We start from the raw sequence: 18380 nt of genomic DNA on the forward strand, positions 1-18380 counted from the left end.
GTTCCGGACACGGAACCGACCGGTTCCCGTCATCCGGACGGGCCGTCCGCGCAACTCTTCCCCGAGGGGTCCAGCACACCAAGGACGGTGACCCATGGCCGGCGCAGCCATGACCACGACGTTCCTCGCCGTGATCGGCGGGGCGTCGCTGCTCGCCGTCACCGCTCGCCGGCTGCACCCCAGCGACCGGCTGCCCTCGCTGGAGGGCTGGGCGCTGGCCGACCGCGGCCTCGGCGCCGGCTGGACCTGGCTGCTGCTCGGCGGGACGGTCTACACCGCGTACACCTTCACCGCCGTGCCGGGCCTCGCGTACGGCAACGGCGCGTCCGCCTTCTTCGCGGTGCCGTACACGGTGATCGTCTGCCCGCTGGCGTTCGTGCTGCTCAGCCGGCTCTGGGAGGTGGCCCGGCGGCACGGCTACATCACGGCCGCCGACTTCGTGCGCGGCCGCTACGGCTCGCCCCCGCTGGCCCTGGTCGTCGCGCTGACCGGCATCCTCGCGACGATGCCGTACCTGGCGCTCCAGCTGCTCGGCATCCGCGCGGTGCTCACCGCGGGCGGGCTGTACCCGCCGGGCGCGGCCGGCGACCTGGCGATGGTCGCGGTGTTCGCGGGGCTGGCGGTGGCCACCTACCGGCACGGGCTGCGCGCCCCCACGGTGATCGCCGCGCTGAAGGCGGTGGCGGTGTTCGTGTCGCTCACCGCGGTCTGCTGGCTGGTCCTCGACCGGTTCGGCGGGCCCGGAGCGGTGTTCGACGGGGCCGCCCGCGCCCTCGGCGGCACCGACCCCGCCCACTCTCCCCTGGTGCTCACGCCCGGGCAGCAGCCCGCGTACGCGACCCTCGCCCTCGGCTCCGCGCTGGCGCTGCTGATGTACCCGCACGTGCTGACCGCCGGGTTCGCCGCCGACGGGACGCGCACCCTGCGCAAGGTGTCGGCGGGGCTGCCCGCCTGGACGGCGCTGCTCGCGCTGTTCGGCTTCCTCGGCATCGCGGCCCTCGCCGCCGGGGTGCGGGCGCCCGCGGGCGGTGCGGAGGCGGCCGTGCCGATGCTGGTCGACCGGCTGATGCCGGGCCCGCTCGCCGGGCTGGTGTTCGGCTCGATCGTGGTCGGCGCGCTGGTCCCGGCGGCGGTGATGTCCATCGCCGCGGCCACCAGCTTCGTCCGCAACGTGTACGTCGAGTACGTCCACCCGACGGCCACGCCCAAACGGCAGGTACGGGTCGCCAAGGCGGTGTCGCTGACCGCGAAGCTCGGCGCGGTGGCGTTCGTGTTCGGGCTGCGCGACCAGGACGCGATCAACCTCCAACTGCTCGGCGGGGTGTGGATGCTCCAGGTCTTCCCCGCGGTCGCCGTCGGGCTGTACACACGGTGGCTGCACCCGCGGGCGCTGCTTGTCGGCTGGGCCGTGGGCATGGCCGCCGGGACCTACCTGGTGGTGCGGGAGGGCTTCTCCTCGATCGTGCCGCTCGTCGCCGGCTCGCCCGAGATCTACGCCGGGGTCGCCGCCCTGGTGCTGAACCTGGCCGTCGCGGTGGCCGCCACGCCCGTCCTCGCCCGGCTCGGCGTCCCGCGCGGCCCCGACGCCACCGACCTGCCGTCCCGCCCGCGCGCCGGGCGACGTCCCCCGACGGGAGCGAACAACGCGTGATACGCAGACACCGTCCCCCGGTCACCCTGCCGCCGGCCCCGGCCGTCCCCCCGCCGCCCGAGCCGCCGGGCCCGCCCGCCCCGCTCGCCGCCCCGGTCGCCGACCCCGCCGACCTGGAGCGGGAGGCCAGTGTGGCCCGCCTCTTCGAGCTGCACTACTCCTCGATGCTGCGGCTCGCCGTGCTGCTGGGCGCCGACGACCCGGAGAACGTGGTCGCCGAGGCGTACTACCAGATCTACCGCCGGTGGCGGCGGCTGAAGGACGTCGCCGCGGCCGAGGCCTACTTGCGCTCCACGGTCTGCAACCTGACCCGGATGCGGATACGCCATCTCCAGGTCGCCCGCCGGCACGAGGAGCAGCCGGCCTCCCCGCCCGAGCCCACCGTGGCGTCCGCCGAGAACACCGCGCTGCTGCGGGACGACCAGCGGGTGCTGATCGACGCGCTCCAGCAGCTCCCGGCCCGGCAGCGGGAGGCGCTGGTGCTGCGCCACTGGCTCGGGCTGAGGGAGGCCGAGATCGCCGCCGCGATGGGCATCTCCCGCGGCTCCGTCAAGACGCACACCTCACGCGGCATCGCCGCGCTGACCCAGGCCATGGAGGCCCGGCGATGAAACATCAGGATGCGACTCCGTCGCGTGGGACCCGCCGGGACCGCACCGGTCGCGAGCGGTCCGAGCCGCCCCGGCCGCCGGACGCGGAGCGCACCGAACGGGAGCTGGCCGACGCCCTGCACGCCCTGGCCGGCGGGGTGCTTCCCGACCCGGACGCCTACCGCACCGCGCGCGGCGAGTGGCTGCGCCGGGAGCGCCGCCGCCGGCTGGTGCTCACCGTGCTGGTCGCGGTCGTCTTCGCGCTGGCGACGCTGATCGGGCTGTGGGTGCTCAACCAGGCGCCCGCCGAACCCGGTGTGATCTTCTCCGGCGAAGGGGCCGCCGCCGCCGACGGACCGTCACTCCCCCAGCAGCCGGGCTGATTGCGGCACGCTGCGGCCGGGAACCCGCAGCCCGTGCTTCGTATCGAGGACTACGCGCTCATCGGTGACGAGCAGACCGCTGCCCTGGTGGGCACCGACGGCTCGGTCGACTGGCTCTGCCTGCCCCGCTTCGACTCGGCCGCCTGCTTCGCCCGGCTGCTCGGCGACGAGAACAACGGGCACTGGCGCATCGCACCACCGGGCCAGGAGCGGTGCACGCGCCGCGCCTACCGTGAGGACTCGCTGGTGCTGGACACCGTCTGGGAGACGCCCGACGGCGCCGTGCAGGTCACCGACCTGATGCCGCAGCGGCACACCGCGCCCGACCTGGTGCGGATCGTGCAAGGGCTGAGCGGTGAGGTGACCGTGCGCAGCACACTGCGGCTGCGCTTCGACTACGGCTCGATCGTGCCGTGGGTGCGCAAGGCCGACGGGCACCGGGTCGCCGTGGCCGGGCCCGACTCGGCGTGGCTGCGCAGCGTGCCGGAGGTGCACACCTGGGGCGAGGACTTCGGCACCCACTCGGAGTTCACGGTGAGGGAGGGCGAGCAGGTCGCCTTCGTGCTCACCTGGCACCCCTCGCACGAGCCGCGGCCCGCGCTGGTCGACCCGTACGCCTCGCTGCGGCACAGTCTGAAGGACTGGCAGGCGTGGGCGTCCCGCTGCTGCTACCGGGGGCCTCACCGGGACATGGTGATACGGTCCCTGATCACGCTGAAGGCGCTCACCTACCGTCCCACCGGCGGGATCGTCGCCGCCCCCACCACCTCCCTGCCGGAGGAGCCGGGCGGCGTGCGCAACTGGGACTACCGCTTCTGCTGGCTGCGCGACTCCACGCTCACCCTGAGCGCCCTGCTCGCCGCCGGGTACATGGAGGAGGCCGCGGCCTGGCGCGACTGGCTGCTCCGCGCGGTCGCCGGCGACCCGGCGGACCTGCAGATCATGTACGGGCTCGCGGGCGAGCGGCGGCTGCCGGAGTTCGAACTGCCGTGGTTGTCCGGCTTCGGCGGTGCCACCCCGGTGCGGGTCGGCAACGACGCCGTGAACCAGCTCCAGCTCGACGTGTACGGCGAGGTCGTGGACTCCCTCGCGCTGGCCCGGCGCGCGGGACTGCCCTGGAAGCCGGACGTCTGGGCGCTCCAGTCGGTGCTGCTGGACTTCCTGAAGACGGCCTGGCGGCAGCCGGACGAGGGGCTGTGGGAGGTGCGCGGCGGCCGGCGCCACTTCGTGCACTCCAAGGTGATGGTGTGGGTCGCCGCGGACCGCATGGTGCGGGGGCTGGAGAGGTGGCCGGAGATGGGCGGCGACCTGGAGGCCTGGCGCGCGCTGCGCGACGAGGTGCACCGGGAGGTGTGCGAGAAGGGCTACGACCCCGGGCGCAACACGTTCACGCAGTCCTACGGCTCCCCTGAGCTGGACGCGGCGCTGCTGCTGATCCCCCGGACCGGCTTCCTGCCGCCGGACGACCCCCGGGTGCTCGGCACCATCGACGCGATCCGCGCGGAGCTGGGCCAGGACGGTCTCGTACGCCGCTACACCTCGGACGCCGCCGAGCTGGACGGGCTGCCCGGACAGGAGGGCGCGTTCCTGGCGTGCACGTTCTGGCTCGTGGAAGCCCTCCACATGACGGGCCGCACGGAGGAGGCCCGCGAACTGTTCGAACGGCTCCTCGGCCTGGCGAACGACGTGGGACTCCTCGCCGAGGAGTACGACACGGTGAACGGCCGGCTGCTGGGCAACTTCCCGCAGGCGTTCAGCCACATCGGCCTGGTGAACAGCGCCCTCGCCCTGTTCGGTGACGAGGAGGCAGGATAGGGCCATGGATCTTGGACTGAAGGACCGGGTGTACGTCGTCACCGGGGCGACCCGCGGGCTGGGCCACGCCTCCGCGCGGGCGCTCGTCGCCGAGGGTGCGAAGGTGGTCGTCACGGGGCGGAAGGAGGACGCGGTCGCGGAGGCCGTGTCCGCGCTGGGGCCGGACGCGGCGGCCGGGGCGGCCGTCGACAACGCCGATCCGGCGGCCGCCGAGCGGCTGATCGCCACCGCGCGCGAGCGGTTCGGCCGCTTCGACGGCGTCCTCGTCAGCGTGGGCGGCCCCCCGCCGGGGTTCGTCGCCGACACCACCGACGAGCAGTGGCAGGCGGCGTTCGATTCGGTGTTCCTCGGCGCGGTACGGCTGGCCCGCGCGGCCGCCGCGGAGCTGGGCGAGGGGGGCGTCATCGGCTTCGTGCTGTCCGGCTCGGTGCACGAGCCGATCCCCGGCCTGACCATCTCCAACGGCCTGCGCCCGGGCCTGGCGGGCTTCGCCAAGTCCCTCGCCGACGAACTGGGTCCGCGCGGCATCCGCGTCGTGGGCCTGCTGCCCGGCCGCGTCGACACCGACCGCGTCCGCGAACTGGACTCCCTCTCCGCCGACCCGGAGGCCACCCGTCAGGCGGCCGAGTCCCGCATCCCCCTCCGCCGCTACGGCACCCCGGAGGAGTTCGGCCGCACGGCGGCGTTCCTCCTCTCCCCGGCGGCGTCGTACATCACGGGCGTGATGCTGCCGGTGGACGGAGGGTCGCGGCACGGGTTCTGAACCCGACTCGCTCGGGGGTTGCCGCGGGGGCGGGGTGCGCGCCTCGACGGTGGCCTTCGCCGCGTGTACCCCCGTCGGGTGGGCCGCGGGGGTGTCAGGTGACGCGTTCCGGGCGGTGTTTCACCGCCCGGAGGCGGACTTCCGACGGGAGGGACGGGAGGGCTGTGGCGGTGCGGGCGTGGGTCAGAGGGCCCGCGGTGAAGGTGTCCAGCGCCGTGCCCGGGTCCACGTGGGGGTCGAGGAGGAGGACCACGCGGGTGCGTGGGGTGCCTCGACGGCCGGTGAGGAGGACGCGGGCCTCGGCGACGCCGTCCTGACGGTTCGCGTCCTCGGCCAGCGCGCGCTCCAGGGCGCGGCCCCGCAGCGCCGCGACCTCGCCGTCGCCGGTGTCGACCACGATCTCCGACACGCGCCGGCGCCGGAGGACGGAGACCATCCACCACAGGCAGAGCAGGACCACCACGGCGAGCGCGGCGATCACCACCGGCCACCACCAGCCCTGGTCCCGCCACCGGGTCCGCTCGGAGTCGTCGAGCAGCACGTCGTTCCGGCCGTCGTGCAGCCACCAGGAGGGCGTGGGCGCGCCCAGGCCGATCGCCAGCACCGAGCCGCCCAGCACGAACAGCACCAGCCCGGCGAGGGCGAGCAGCACACGGTTGACGGTCGTGTTCACGGTCACCGCCCCTTCCGGCCGGGCCGCCGTACGTGCAGCGTCAGCGGGGACGGCCGGGCCAGGCCCAGCCCGCGGATCGCCCCCTCCAGCACGGCGGTCAGGTCCTCGCGTACGTCGTCCAGGTCACGGAAGTGCGACACCGCCCGCACGTCCGTCCTCCTCCGCTTCACGGCCACCCGCACCGCCTGCACACCGGCCACCTCGAGGGCCCGGTCCCGCAGCACCGTCGCGGCGGCGTCCCGGTCGAGGCCGGCGCGGACGTCGGGATGGACGCGGCGCATCGTCAGCACGGACCGCAGGCCCGGAGTGAGGGCCAGCACCAGCAGCCACAGGCCCAGCGCGGCGGCGACGGCCGCCCCGGTCAGCACCCATACGTCGTCCAGCTGCCGCTCGGCCAGCTGCCGGGCGAGATCGCGCCGCCAGCTCATCCCCGGCCGGTGGGCGCGGACCGCCGCGATGTCGTAGAGGAACGCGCCCGCGATCACCAGGACCACCAGTGCCAGGAGGCCCGCCGGGACCCGGCGGGGCGACCAGAAGCGCCGGCGGCCGCCGTTCGCGCCGCCCATGGTGGCGCCGCTCTCCGCGGGCGGCGCCGACGGGCCGGCCGTCGTGCCCCGCGTCCCGCTCATGGCAGCCCTCCGCCCACCGTGTCGGGGCGGGCGGCCAGATGCAGCCGCTCCACCTGCACGACGACCTCCGGTACGGACATCCCCGCGAGGTCGTGCACCCGCTCGACGATCCGCCGCCGCACCCTAGCGCAGCGGCCGCCCATGTCGCCGGGGTAGTCGAGTTCGACGTGCACGCGCACACGCGCGGTGCCGTGCCGGACGACGACGCTCGCGTGCGGCGGCTCGGCGTCCCGCGGCAGCACCCCGAGAGCCTCACGCGCCGCCTGGGACGCGATCTTCGCGACGACCCGGTCGGCGATCGTGGTCTCCCCGCGTTCCCCCGGAGGGACGGTCCGCGGGTCGCCGCCGAGCTCCACGGCCCCCGCGCCCACGCCCGTCACCGCCGCCGTTCGTCACGGGAACGGAAGAAGTCGCCGAGGTCCAGGTCGCCCTCGAGCAGCCGTCCGACCACGAAACCCACCGCGCCCAGGGCCGCCACCAGCAGGAAAGCCCCGAATCCGCCGAAGTATCCGGCGAAGCCCAACGCCATGCCGGCGATCATGCCGACGACGGCCATCCTCATGCCTCGCTCCTCCGCTCAGCGTGTCTCACTGCACCCGGTTCTCGGTCTCGTCCTCTTCCTCGTCGGGGAGCTTCACGTCGCTCACCGCGATGTTGACCTCGACGACCTCGAGGCCGGTCATCCGCTCGACGGCCGCGACGACGTTCTCCCGCACGTCCTTGGCGACATCGGCGATGGACACGCCGTAGTCGACGACGATCTCCAGGTCCAGCGCGGTCTGCACCTCGCCGACCTCGGCCTTCACCCCACGCGTCACCGACTTCGAACTCGACCCGCCGGGCACCCGTTCGCGCATGGCGCCGAAGGTGCGGGAGATGCCGCTGCCCATGGCGTGCACGCCCACCACGTCCCGCGCGGCCAGACCGGCGATCTTCTCGACGACGCCGTCGGCGATGGTGGTCCGGCCCCGGTCGGCAGGGGCTCCGCCGCCGCGTCGCGTGCCCTGTCCCCGGCTCGCGCCGGAGTCGCCGGGCGTCTTGTCGCTGTCAGGATCCCGTACCGAGCCGCCTTCGGTCATGTCGGTCATTGCCCTACGTCCCTTCGGTCGTCCTCCTTCGACCACCGTATGCGCGTTTGCCCCGATCCGCTCCAGTGATACGGCAAGCTGGAGGAATGACGGCGGACCGATGGACGCGGATGGTGCGGCAACAGGTGGGGTTGGGCAGACTCCTGCCGCTGGGCGGGCCGTACGACGGGGCATGGATCGCGGAACGGGCAGCGGGCGGGGTACTGCGGGACGCGGCGGGACGCGAGGTGCCGGAGGCGCGCCTGGACAGCGTCCGGATCGGCCTCGCCGACCCCGGCACGGCCGTCGAGCCGGCGGTACCGGCCCCGCCTAGCGCCCTCCCCCCGGGCCCCCTGCGGCTCACCGCGGAGTTCGCGGCCACGGCGGCGTGGCCCCTCCCGGCAACAGCGTCCCGCCTGCGGACGTCCCTGGCGGTCGCGGCGACGGAGCGGCTCGGCCTGGACGTGACGGAGGTGGACCTCCGGGTCACAGAACTGCTGGACGAGGAGCCCTCCGCAGCGCCGTCCGGGGCGCCGGAGACGCCCGGAGCGGCGCCCACGCCCGGGAATCCGGGCACGCCGGGAAACGCGGTCAGCCCCGGAGCGGCGGCCCCGGCCACGGATGCGGGCATGCCCGGAGCAGCGGACACCTCCACGGACGCTCGCACGACCACGACGACCACGCACGGAGTCGCGACCACGCCGGGAGCAACGGGCACGCCTAGGGACGCGGGCACGCCCGGAGCAACAGGCACGCCCAAGGACACGGGCACGCCCGGAGCAACAGGCACGCCCAAGGACACGGGCACGCCCGGAGCAACAGGCACGCCCAAGGACGCGACCACGCCCGGAGCAACAGGCACGCCCAAGGACGCGACCACGCCCGGAGCAACAGGCACGCCCAAGGACGCGACCACGCCCGGAGCAACAGGCACGCCCGGGGACGCGAGCACGCCCGAGGCGGCGGACGTGCCCGCGGGTACGCAGACACCCGGCGCGGCGCAGACGCCCCCTATCGCCGCGGGCGGCGCGGAGGGCGGGTCCGGATGCGCGGAGGCGCCCAGCGACGCGACCACGCCCCGAGCGACAGACACGCCCAAGGACACGGGCACGCCCCGACCAACAGGCACGCCCGGGGACGCGAGCACGCCCGAGGCGGCGGACGTGCCCGCGGGTACGCAGACACCCGGCGCGGCGCAGACGCCCCCTATCGCCGCGGGCGGCGCGGCGGGCGGGTCCGGGTGCGCGGAGGCGCCCGACGCTGCACAGGATGTCGGCGGCGCGGCGGACGCGTTCCCGGGGGTGGACGCCGCCGGTGGCGACGGCTCGGAGGCAGGGCGGGTCGCCGCCGCGGTGTCGCGGGTGGCCGGGGTGGCCCGGCTGACGGGGGCGTGGGGCCGTCCGGTGCGGCTCACCGAGCAGGCGTCGGGCGCCGGGACCGCTCTCCCCCGCCGCCACGCGCGCGTGGACCTCGCCGTCGCCGCGGGCTTCCGCCCGCTGGAGGTCGCACGCGCCGCGCGGGCCGCCGCGGCGGAGGCGTTGCCGGACCGGCCGACGGTGGCCGTCCTGGTCACCGACCTGGACTGACCCGGCGCCGTCGGCCGGTCAGGGCCACGGGACTACTCGCCGAGCCCGGCCAGATCGCGCAGACGACGAGCCTGAGCCGCCCGCTCGGCGCCCCGCTGCTCGTCGTAGGTGCGCCCCTGGGCACCCCGCAGCAGCGCCTTCGTCTCGATGACGGCGTCGCGCGGAGCGGCCAGCAGCGCCGCCGCGAGGTCCTGCACCGCCCCGTCGAGCTCGGCGGCGGGCACGGCGAGGTTGGCCAGGCCGATGGTCACCGACTCCTCGGCCGTGACGAACCGCCCGGTCGCGCAGATCTCCAGCGCGCGGGCGTAGCCGACGAGGCCGACGAGGGGGTGGGTGCCGGTGAGGTCGGGCACCAGGCCGAGGCTGGTCTCGCGCATGGCGAACTGCACGTCGTCCGCGACGACGCGCAGGTCACAGGCGAGGGCCAGCTGGAACCCGGCCCCGATGGCGTGTCCCTGCACGGCGGCGACGGACACGATGTCGTTGCGCCGCCACCAGGTGAACGCGTCCTGGTAGCCGGCGATGGCGGCGTCCAGCGCGGCGTCGTCGCTGCGCGCCAGGTCGACGAACGACGGCTCACCCGGGATCCCCTCGGGCGAGAGCATCTGCCGGTCGAGCCCGGCGGAGAACGACTTTCCCTCACCGCGCAGCACCACGACCCGGACGGAACCGGGCAGAAGCTGACCCGCCTCGGTCAGCGCCCGCCACAGAGCGGGGCTCTGCGCGTTGCGCTTGGCCGGGTTCGTCAGCGTCACCGTGGCGATCGCGTCGTCGACGGTGAGCCGTACGCCGTCCTTGTCGAGAACCGGACCGAGGTCCTGGGGGGACGAAGCCATGGGGCGCCTCCGATGGGTGCGGTCGTCTAAGTGACTGCACAGTAACCACCCGGCCGGCCGGACGGCCGACCGGGTGGCCACCATCGGGTCTGCGGGGCCCCGGGGATCAGGCCGGAGACTTCTTGCCCCGTGTCGCCCCGCCACGCCCTCGGAGCGTGACGCCCGACTCGCTCAGCATGCGGTGCACGAATCCGTACGAGCGGCCGGTCTCCTCGGCCAACGCGCGGATGCTCGCACCGGCGTCGTACTTCTTCTTCAGGTCTGCCGCGAGCTTGTCGCGCGCGGCGCCGGTCACCCGGCTGCCCTTCTTCAGAGTCTCGGCCACCCGTGCCTCCTCATGGGAAGTGCGCTCTGGTCTCCTCATGATCACCCCTCCCGGGCCCGATGGCCACCCATTCGGCAAGGTCGATAAGACAACCTTGTGACGACGGGAGCGTGTCCCCACATCCGGAATGAAGAATTCCAAGCGGCTTCGGCGCGACCGCCGAACGGGTTTCTCCAGGAATGCGCAGGTCAGAAAGAGACGACGGCCGAACCCCCGTTCCAAGAGGGCCCGGCCGCGAAATCCGTGTAGGACACACCTCAGGATGAGGAGATCTCACACGATTGATGGATCACCGATGGGCCGAATGATCCATACGCAGTGGATCACGCATTCGGTCACACACCGCTGACCCGGTCGCCGGGTCTCGCCGGTCAGGCGAGCGCGACCAGATCCGCGTAGTCGGAGCCCCACAGGTCCTCGACGCCGTCCGGCAGCAGAATGATCCGCTCCGGCTGGAGCGCCTCGACGGCGCCCTCGTCGTGGGTGACGAGGACGACCGCGCCCTTGTAGGTGCGCAGCGCGCCGAGGATCTCCTCACGGCTGGCCGGGTCGAGGTTGTTGGTGGGCTCGTCGAGCAGCAGGACGTTCGCCGAGGAGACGACGAGGGTCGCCAGCGCGAGACGCGTCTTCTCACCGCCGGAGAGGACCCCGGCCGGCTTGTCGACGTCGTCGCCCGAGAACAGGAACGAGCCGAGCACCTTGCGGACCTCGACGAGGTCAAGGTCGGGCGCGGCCGAGCGCATGTTCTCCAGGACCGTGCGGTCCGGGTCGAGGGTCTCGTGCTCCTGCGCGTAATAGCCGAGCTTGAGGCCGTGGCCGGGGACGACGGCGCCCGTGTCGGGCTGCTCGACGCCCGCGAGCAGCCGCAGCAGGGTGGTCTTGCCGGCGCCGTTGAGCCCCAGGATCACGACCCGGGAGCCCTTGTCGATCGCCAGGTCGACGTCGGTGAAGATCTCCAGCGAGCCGTACGACTTCGACAGGCCTTCCGCCATCAGCGGGGTCTTGCCGCAGGGCGCGGGCTCGGGGAAGCGCAGCTTGGCGACCTTGTCGGACTGGCGTACGTCCTCGAGGCCGGCCAGCAGCTTCTCCGCGCGGCGGGCCATGTTCTGCGCGGCGACCGTCTTGGTGGCCTTGGCCCGCATCTTGTCGGCCTGGGAGTTGAGCGCGGCGGCCTTCTTCTCGGCGTTCTGCCGTTCGCGCCGGCGGCGCTTCTCGTCGGCCTCGCGCTGCTGCTGGTAGAGCTTCCAGCCCATGTTGTAGACGTCGATCGTGGCGCGGTTGGCGTCCAGGTAGAACACCTTGTTGACGACCGTCTCGACCAGGTCGACGTCGTGGGAGATCACGATGAAGCCGCCGCGGTAGGTCTTCAGGTAGTCCCGCAGCCAGACGATCGAGTCGGCGTCGAGGTGGTTCGTCGGCTCGTCGAGGAGCAGGGTGTCCGCGTCGGAGAACAGGATGCGGGCGAGCTCCACGCGACGGCGCTGACCGCCGGAGAGCGTGTGCAGCGGCTGGCCGAGCACCCGGTCGGGAAGGTTCAGCGCGGCGGCGATGGTGGCGGCCTCGGCCTCGGCGGCGTACCCGCCCTTGGTGAGGAACTCCGTCTCCTGGCGCTCGTACTGCCGCAGGGCCTTCTCGCGGGTGGCGCCCTGGCCGCCCGCGATGCGCTGCTCGTTCTCCCGCATCTTGCGGATCAGTACGTCGAGGCCGCGGGCGGACAGGATGCGGTCGCGGGCGAGGACGTCGAGGTCGCCGGTGCGGGGGTCCTGGGGCAGGTAGCCGACCTCGCCGGAGCGAGTGACCGTGCCGGCGGCGGGCATGCCCTGGCCGGCGAGGACCTTGGTGAGGGTGGTCTTCCCCGCGCCGTTACGGCCGACGAGGCCGATGCGGTCGCCCTTGGCGACGCGGAAGGTGGCGCTCTCGATGAGGACGCGGGCACCGGCGCGCAGCTCGATGCCGGAGGCGGAGATCACGGACAGACTCCAGGGCAGGTGTGGTTGGCGGTGGGCGGCCGAGGGCGTTCCCGCCGTCTAATGCGCGAGGAGAATGGCCATGCGAGCCATTCTAACGGGGCGGGGCAAGCGGTTTTCCGCGTGCGGATTCGCTCCACGCGGGTGTCAGTGGCCGATGTCACACTGGCCACTGACGGGACACACCGATGTATCCCGGTGCACTCCGGACACGAGGAAGTGATCACCATGGCAGGCACGGGCAGGGGCAGCTCGCGGCCGGGCGTCGTCCCGACGCTCCTGTACGCGGACGCGAAGGCGGCGATCCGTCAGCTGACGGAGGGTCTCGGCTTCACGGAGGTGGCGGTGTACGAGGGGGAGGACGGCACGGTGGAGCACGCCGAACTGGCCCAGGGCAACGGGGTGGTGATGCTGGGGTCCAAGGGGCGTGGCGGCGTGTTCGACGCGGCGATGAAGGACGCAGGTCCTGCGGGGGTGTATGTCGTCGTGGACGACGTCGACGCGCATCATCGGCGGGCGGTGGAGCAGGGGGTGGAGGTGCTGATGCCGCCGACCGACCAGGACTACGGGTCGCGGGACTACATGGTCCGTGACCTCGAGGCCAACGTGTGGAGCTTCGGCACGTACGCGCCGGAGGCGGGCGCCTGAGCGGACAGGGCCCCGTGACCCCGGGCGCGTGGACGTGCCTGGACCTGCCGCGCCGCGGGGGTGCCGCTGCGCCCGCCCGTGCCGCCCCAGCGGCACGAACGCCCGCGGCCGGGCCGAGGGCCGCAGGCCTTCGGTGAGCTCTGTTCGCCGCCGTTGCGGGCAGTCGGCAGTCGTGCCGCAGGGCGGCACGGGTGGGCTCGACGGCAACCCCCCGCGGCGCGGCACCGTGCTCGTCACGCCGCGCCGCAGCGGCACCCCGCGCCGCGTCTAACCTCCCTTGTGGACCTGGAACGCCGCTCTTCGGACCGCCTTCGCGAAGGCCGGGTCCGGGTGGGCCGCGGCCAGGGCGACCAGGACCTGGACGGTGCGGGGGTGCCCCACCGCGCGGACCTCCGCCAGGAGGGCCGGCACCGTGGGCTGGACCGCCGTCTCCAGGTGACGCAGCAGCAGCGGCGCCTCACCGTGGTCCGCGACCGCCGCCGCCGTGTCCACCCACAGCCACGTCGCCTCCTCCCGCGTGAGCACCTCGTGCGCGTCCTCGGGGTCCGTCCCGTCGTGCTCGGCCAGCCACAGCAGGGCGTACGGCCGCAGCGCGGGCTCTTCGAGGGCGGCGTGCACCTCCGGCTCGGCCGGGGCGCCGACCACCCGCAGCGCCTCGAAGGCGAGACCCCGCAGCAGGGCGTCCTCCCCCCGCGCGGCGGCGATCAGCTCGGTGACGGCGCTGCCGACGGGCCGGGCGGCGAGCCAGGCGCGGTACTCGGCGCGGGCCGCGGCCGGACGGAGCCGCGCGCACCCGCGCAGCATGTCCTCCGCGCCCTGCTCGATGTTGCCCGCCGGGCTCTGCGCGGCGACGCAGATCTGCTCCAGCTTGACCCACACCGCCCAGCTGCCGAGCGGCGTCAGCGTGGCCTGGCCGTCGCCGTAGGTGAGCGCGCCGACGGAGGCGAGGGCGCGCAGCGCCCAGTCGAGGAGGGGCCGCAGCGGGGCGTCGGCGGCGGGCGCGGGGCGCGGCCCCGGGGCGACGGCGGGGGCGTCGGGCGCCTCGGGCCGCGGCCCGTAGTCCACCTCGCAGCGCTCCGTGCGCAGTTCGGTGACCCGCTGCTCCAGCAGGTCGAGCAGCTGGGGCACGGGCACCGGCCCGGCGGACAGCTGCAGGAAGGACAGCACCTGCGGCATGGCCGTCACGACCTCGGCGACGGCGGCGGGCTCGTGGTCCTCGGGTTCGGGGCAGGCGAGCGACCAGGCGTCGCAGAGGGCGACCCAGCCGCGCAGCACGGCGCTGTCGTCGCGGTCCCAGGCGCGCAGCCGCCAGCCGGGGCGGGCGCTGTCGCCGTGCACCTCGACGAGACCGGCCAGCCGGGCGGTGTCCCAGTCGGCACGGACCTGATCGACGGTCAGGCCGAGGGCGTCGGCGGCCCGGCGGGCGGTCGCGTCGGACAGGGTGGCCTTGCCGTCGGCGGTGGCGCTGTCGCCGCCGGGGCCCAGGGCGCGGTCGGCCCAGCGGGCCACGCGGGCGGCCGCGGCCAGGACGGAGCGTGCCATTCCGGCCAGCTCGGCCGGTGCGGGCGTGCCCTCCGGGGGGCGTGGCGCGGGGCGGCGCACACGCCGCTGCTCGATCGCGGCGGGGGCGGCGGCCAGGGGTCGCGGGCGGACGAGTCGAAGCCTGGAGTCGCGCGGGATACGGGACGTCACGGGTGCAGTCTTCCGGTTGACGGTCCGAAAACCCAAACGGAATGCCGAGGGACGCCTCGGTGGCCGTCGCCGTCCCGGCGCGGACGGTGCCGGAGGGACCCGATCAGGCCAATGGTCCGACGCTAAACGGAATCCCTCGCACCGCCCGCCGCGGCACCCCTCGGGAGGTCCCGCCGAGGTGCCCGCCTGGCGGCGCCCACGCTCACATCAGCGGGACGAGGAACCTCCGCAGCGACTCCTCGTACGCGGCCGGGTCGGCGTTCCACATCGCGGCGTGCGGGGCGCCCCTGACGGTCTGGAGGGTGACCGTGTTGGGGTGGGCGGCGGCGAGGCGGCGGGAGAACCGCCAGGGGGCCACCGTGTCGTCGGGGCCGTGGAAGATCTGCGTCGGGATCGCGATGCCCTCCAGGCGCGCCACACCGGGCCGGTGGTCGCCGTACAGGCCGGTGCGGCCCTGGGCGGCGCGGACGGCGAGCGGCAGGAGCACGCCGGGGGTGCGGCGGGCGCCGGCGAGGGCGCGCAAGGTGGACTCCCAGTCGAGCACCGGGGAGTCCAGGAGCAGCCCGGCGATCCGTTCACGCAGTTCCGAGCGGGCGGCGGCACGCAGCGCCATGGTCGCGCCGGTGGAGAAGCCGTACAGGACCACCTTGCGGGCGCCGGAGTCGACCGCGTGCCGCAGCACGGCGTCGAGGTCGCGCCACTCGGTCTCGCCGAGGTGGTTGAGCCCGTCCGGGGAGCGGGGCGCCTCCGGGTCGCCCCGGTAGGCGGGGACGAGCACGGGGAACTGGTGGCGGTGGAGGGCGTCGAGGACGTTGAGGACGTGTTCGCGGGTGGCGCCGAGACCGTGCACGGCGATCACCCAGGTGTCCCGGTTGCCGGGCACGAACCACGCGGGCAGCGGGCCGAGTTCGCCCGGCACGTCGAGCACGGTGTGGTCGACGCCGAGCGCGGTGCCGGGGTCGCCGACGTGGACGTTCGGGGTGAAGCGGGCCCGGTCGCCGGGCTCGGGCGTCCCGTAGGTGACGCGTTCCAGGCGGCGTACGACGGTGTCGGCGGAGTGGTCCGTACCGTGCAGGACGGGTCCCAGGACCGCGTGGAAGCGTTCGCCGACGAGTCCGTAGCGGCCGGGCCGCAGGGCGGCGAGGTCACGTGTGAGGGTGACCTGGCCGGCGGCGGTGGCGTGGACGGTGAGCCCGGGCTCGGTGGGCAGGGGCCGGCCCGAGGGGATCCTCAGGGCGGCGTCGCTGGCGAACCGGCCGGCAACCACCGCGGCGGCGCCGGCCCCTATCACGGCGGTGACGGCTGCTGCCGTCGCAGTCACAGTGCGCACGCCTCCCAGTGTCGGGTCCGGACGCGGACCCGGCCAGTGGACACGTGACCGGAAACCCGCCCGGACGCGGTCGGCCTCACGGCCGCGTCAGCGGAAGGGGTTCCCGGCCAACCCGTCCTGACACCAGGGACTCGACGGCCGACGGGTGAACGCACCTTCTTTCGGCCGACGGACCCCGGGGACCCCAAGACGGCAAACCGGTATGTCGACATGGCGTCACGGAGCGCTCCGAGCGCTCGTCCGGCTGCCGCCGGGCCGACGGAACGCCTCACCCGCGCTGCCCGTACCCCCGCAACCGCTCCCCCGCCTCCGCGAGCTGCTCCCGGCTCAGCAGGGCCGGGGCCAGGCCCGGCACCGAGGAGGCCGTGAGCCAGACGCGGCACATCCATTCCAGCTGGGCCGTGCGGTCGTACGCCTGGTCGAGGCCGGCGCCGTGGGTGAGGGTGCCGTGGTTGCGCATCAGGCAGCCGGTGCGGCCGTCGAGGGCGCGCAGGGTGTTCCCGGCCAGTTCCGGCGTGCCGTAGGTGGCGTATGCGGCCACGCGCACGGGGCCGCCGAGGGCAGCGGTCATGTAGTGGATCGCGGGAAGCTCGTCGACGAGCGTGGAGACGGCGGTGGCGTGCACGGCGTGCGTGTGGACGACGGCGCGCGCGTCGGTCGTGCGGTAGACGGCCAGGTGGAGGGGCAGCTCGCTGGTCGGGACCAGCGTGCCGAGCACCTGCCGGCCTTCGAGGTCCACCCCCGTCACGTCGGCCGGGGTGAGCCGGTCGTACGGGACGCCCGAGGGGGTCACGAGAACGGTGTCGCCGACCCGTACGGAGACGTTGCCGGAGGTGCCGACGACCAGGCCGTCGGCGACGGTCCGGCGGGCCGTCGCGACCAGCTCCGCCCAAGCCTCCGCCACCTCCTCGCCCGGCGCCGTGAAGCCCTCACCGCGCGTACCCGGGACGCCGCGCACAGCGCCCTCCGCTTCCTGTCCGGTCCCGCCCTGTTCGGCCATGTGGAGATCCTGCCAGGAGCCCAGGCAGCCTGGGCTGGACGGCGGAGCGCGCACCCCCTCTTACGGTCACCGCGATGCCCGTTCCAGTTCATCTTCCGTTCACCCTGGTTACCTACGTTCGACGAGCCAATGACCTCGAACGATTGCCTGGGTAAATGGAAAGCTTCTCGCTGATCCTCGCGATTGTGGTGGTAACCGCACTCGCGTTCGATTTCACGAACGGTTTCCACGACACCGCGAACGCGATGGCAACGACCATTTCGACCGGTGCGATGAGGCCCAAGGCGGCAGTGGCCATGTCCGCCGTCCTCAACCTTGTGGGTGCTTTTCTCTCGGTGGAGGTCGCCAACACGATCTCCAAGGGCCTCGTCGACGAGGCCGGCATCCGTCCCGAGGTCATCTTCGCCGCGTTGGTCGGCGCGATCCTCTGGAATCTCCTCACCTGGCTGGTCGGCCTGCCGTCCAGCTCGTCGCACGCCCTCATGGGCGGTCTGATCGGCGCCACGGTCGCCTCCGCCGGCTTCGGCGCGGTCCACGGCGACGTGCTGGTCACCAAGGTCCTCATCCCCGCGATCGCCGCCCCGCTGGTGGCCGGCCTCGCCGCGATGTTCGCCACGCGGCTCACCTACCGCATGGGCCGCAACGCCGAGGCCAAGGCTTCCGAGAAGGGCTACCGCGCCGGGCAGATCGCCTCGGCCGGCCTGGTCTCCCTGGCCCACGGCACCAACGACGCCCAGAAGACGATGGGCATCATCACCCTCGCCCTGGTGGCCGGCGGCGCCGTCGCCCCCGACTCCGACCCGCCGATGTGGGTCATCCTCTCCGCGGGCATCGCCATCGCCCTCGGCACCTACCTGGGCGGCTGGCGCATCATCCGCACCATGGGCAAGGGCCTGACCGACCTCCAGCCGCAGCAGGGCTTCGCCGCCCAGACCAGCGCCGCGACGGTCATCCTGGCCTCCTCGCACCTGGGCTTCTCCCTCTCCACGACGCACTCCGTCTCCGGTGCCGTCATGGGCGCCGGCCTCGGCCGCAAGGGCGGCGTGGTCCGCTGGTCCACGGCCACCCGGATGTTCGTCGCCTGGGGCCTGACCCTGCCGGCCGCCGCCCTGGTCGCGGCGATCGCCGAGTGGGTGTGCGGCTTCGGGAGCTGGGGCACCGCCGTCGTGGCCGTCTTCCTGGTCGCGTCCAGCGCGGCCATCTGGAAGATCTCCCGGCGCGAGGTCGTCGACCACACCAACGTCAACGACCACGACACCCCCGCCGAGGAGCCCGCCGGTGTGGTCACCCAGGCGATCGCCGCCGTGACCCCGCCCCCGGCCGGTCCCTCCGAGGATCTCTCGGCCACCATCCCGGCCCCGCCCGCCAACGACCCGCAGGCCCCGTCGGCCGCCTCGACCGTCTGACCGCGTCCGGCACGAAGAA

The 18380-nt window shown here is 74.1% G+C and carries 18 protein-coding genes and 1 pseudogene; 8 read left to right on the plus strand and 11 right to left on the minus strand.

Annotated elements, in window-relative coordinates; translation table 11 throughout:
• The first annotated feature begins 94 nt into the window (after positions 1–94).
• Genes MTR79_RS24090 through MTR79_RS24110 form a run of 5 tightly spaced genes read left to right on the plus strand, consistent with a single transcriptional unit; the run spans position 95 to position 5202 of the window.
• Positions 95–1651 (plus strand): sodium:solute symporter, encoded by a 1557-nt coding sequence (locus MTR79_RS24090; protein WP_244791951.1) that lies wholly within the window; start codon positions 95–97, stop codon positions 1649–1651.
• Entirely contained in the window at positions 1648–2262 is a 615-nt protein-coding gene (locus tag MTR79_RS24095; protein WP_244791952.1) for a sigma-70 family RNA polymerase sigma factor, read from the plus strand. The genes MTR79_RS24090 and MTR79_RS24095 overlap by 4 nt, the downstream gene beginning before the upstream one ends.
• The gene (locus tag MTR79_RS24100) at positions 2259–2624 is read left to right on the plus strand and encodes a hypothetical protein (protein ID WP_189366499.1); all 366 of its coding nucleotides are present in this window, start codon (positions 2259–2261) and stop codon (positions 2622–2624) included. The genes MTR79_RS24095 and MTR79_RS24100 overlap by 4 nt, the downstream gene beginning before the upstream one ends.
• A 33-nt stretch (positions 2625–2657) precedes the next feature.
• Positions 2658–4439 (plus strand): glycoside hydrolase family 15 protein, encoded by a 1782-nt coding sequence (locus tag MTR79_RS24105; protein ID WP_086705113.1) that lies wholly within the window; start codon positions 2658–2660, stop codon positions 4437–4439.
• A gap of 4 nt (positions 4440–4443) precedes the next feature.
• Entirely contained in the window at positions 4444–5202 is a 759-nt protein-coding gene (locus MTR79_RS24110) for an SDR family oxidoreductase (RefSeq protein ID WP_086705112.1), read from the plus strand.
• A gap of 94 nt (positions 5203–5296) precedes the next feature.
• On the opposite strand, the gene amaP is transcribed toward MTR79_RS24110, so the two are convergent.
• From amaP to MTR79_RS24135, 5 genes are read right to left on the minus strand one after another with little or no spacing between them, the layout of a single operon-like run.
• Positions 5297–5881 (minus strand): alkaline shock response membrane anchor protein AmaP, encoded by a 585-nt coding sequence (amaP, locus tag MTR79_RS24115; protein WP_244791953.1) that lies wholly within the window; start codon positions 5879–5881, stop codon positions 5297–5299.
• A complete protein-coding gene (locus tag MTR79_RS24120; protein WP_189366497.1) occupies positions 5878–6504 on the minus strand; it encodes a DUF6286 domain-containing protein in 627 nt (208 codons plus the stop codon). The genes amaP and MTR79_RS24120 overlap by 4 nt, the downstream gene beginning before the upstream one ends.
• Positions 6501–6884: an Asp23/Gls24 family envelope stress response protein gene (locus tag MTR79_RS24125; RefSeq protein ID WP_048458508.1), complete on the minus strand. Its 384-nt coding sequence runs from the start codon at positions 6882–6884 to the stop codon at positions 6501–6503. The genes MTR79_RS24120 and MTR79_RS24125 overlap by 4 nt, the downstream gene beginning before the upstream one ends.
• Complete coding sequence (locus MTR79_RS24130) at positions 6881–7066, minus strand: hypothetical protein (protein WP_048458507.1); 186 nt, start codon at positions 7064–7066, stop codon at positions 6881–6883. Before MTR79_RS24130 ends, MTR79_RS24125 begins: the two co-directional genes overlap by 4 nt.
• A 25-nt stretch (positions 7067–7091) precedes the next feature.
• Positions 7092–7592: an Asp23/Gls24 family envelope stress response protein gene (locus tag MTR79_RS24135; protein WP_086702950.1), complete on the minus strand. Its 501-nt coding sequence runs from the start codon at positions 7590–7592 to the stop codon at positions 7092–7094.
• 86 nt (positions 7593–7678) lie between these two features.
• Between MTR79_RS24135 and MTR79_RS24140 the strand changes: the two are divergent.
• Positions 7679–8086, plus strand: a pseudogene (locus tag MTR79_RS24140) (hypothetical protein); the annotation flags it as partial.
• 1103 nt (positions 8087–9189) lie between these two features.
• Here MTR79_RS24140 and MTR79_RS24150 read toward each other — a convergent pair.
• The 3 genes from MTR79_RS24150 to MTR79_RS24160 form a co-directional block, all read right to left on the minus strand.
• Positions 9190–9993, minus strand: a complete 804-nt coding sequence (locus MTR79_RS24150) for an enoyl-CoA hydratase/isomerase family protein (RefSeq protein ID WP_086702948.1) — start codon at positions 9991–9993, stop codon at positions 9190–9192.
• Positions 9994–10099: 106 nt separating this feature from the next.
• Positions 10100–10318, minus strand: coding sequence for a helix-turn-helix domain-containing protein (locus MTR79_RS24155; protein WP_048458504.1), 219 nt, complete (start codon positions 10316–10318; stop codon positions 10100–10102).
• Positions 10319–10689: 371 nt separating this feature from the next.
• Positions 10690–12288 (minus strand): ABC-F family ATP-binding cassette domain-containing protein, encoded by a 1599-nt coding sequence (locus MTR79_RS24160; protein ID WP_086702946.1) that lies wholly within the window; start codon positions 12286–12288, stop codon positions 10690–10692.
• A 225-nt stretch (positions 12289–12513) separates the two neighbouring features.
• Here MTR79_RS24160 and MTR79_RS24165 point away from each other — a divergent pair, with 225 nt between their 5' ends.
• The gene (locus MTR79_RS24165; RefSeq protein WP_086702951.1) at positions 12514–12933 is read left to right on the plus strand and encodes a VOC family protein; all 420 of its coding nucleotides are present in this window, start codon (positions 12514–12516) and stop codon (positions 12931–12933) included.
• Positions 12934–13200: 267 nt separating this feature from the next.
• On the opposite strand, the gene MTR79_RS24170 is transcribed toward MTR79_RS24165, so the two are convergent.
• The 3 genes from MTR79_RS24170 to MTR79_RS24180 all read right to left on the minus strand — a co-directional run bounded on the left by MTR79_RS24170 (position 13201) and on the right by MTR79_RS24180 (position 16955).
• Positions 13201–14625 (minus strand): hypothetical protein, encoded by a 1425-nt coding sequence (locus MTR79_RS24170; protein ID WP_244791954.1) that lies wholly within the window; start codon positions 14623–14625, stop codon positions 13201–13203.
• Between the two features lie 202 nt (positions 14626–14827).
• Positions 14828–15955 carry an alpha/beta hydrolase gene (locus tag MTR79_RS24175; RefSeq protein WP_189366494.1) on the minus strand — a complete coding sequence of 376 codons (1128 nt, stop codon included), beginning with the start codon at positions 15953–15955 and terminating at the stop codon, positions 14828–14830.
• A gap of 268 nt (positions 15956–16223) precedes the next feature.
• Positions 16224–16955, minus strand: coding sequence for a class II aldolase/adducin family protein (locus MTR79_RS24180; RefSeq protein WP_086705165.1), 732 nt, complete (start codon positions 16953–16955; stop codon positions 16224–16226).
• A 155-nt stretch (positions 16956–17110) separates the two neighbouring features.
• Between MTR79_RS24180 and MTR79_RS24185 the strand changes: the two genes are divergently transcribed.
• On the plus strand, positions 17111–18361 hold the full coding sequence (locus tag MTR79_RS24185; protein ID WP_189366492.1) for an inorganic phosphate transporter: 1251 nt from the start codon (positions 17111–17113) through the stop codon (positions 18359–18361).
• Positions 18362–18380 lie beyond the last annotated feature (19 nt).

This window comes from Streptomyces sp. BJ20, from assembly GCF_022869105.1.
In the GTDB taxonomy this organism is placed as follows: Bacteria; Actinomycetota; Actinomycetes; order Streptomycetales; family Streptomycetaceae; genus Streptomyces; species Streptomyces griseoincarnatus.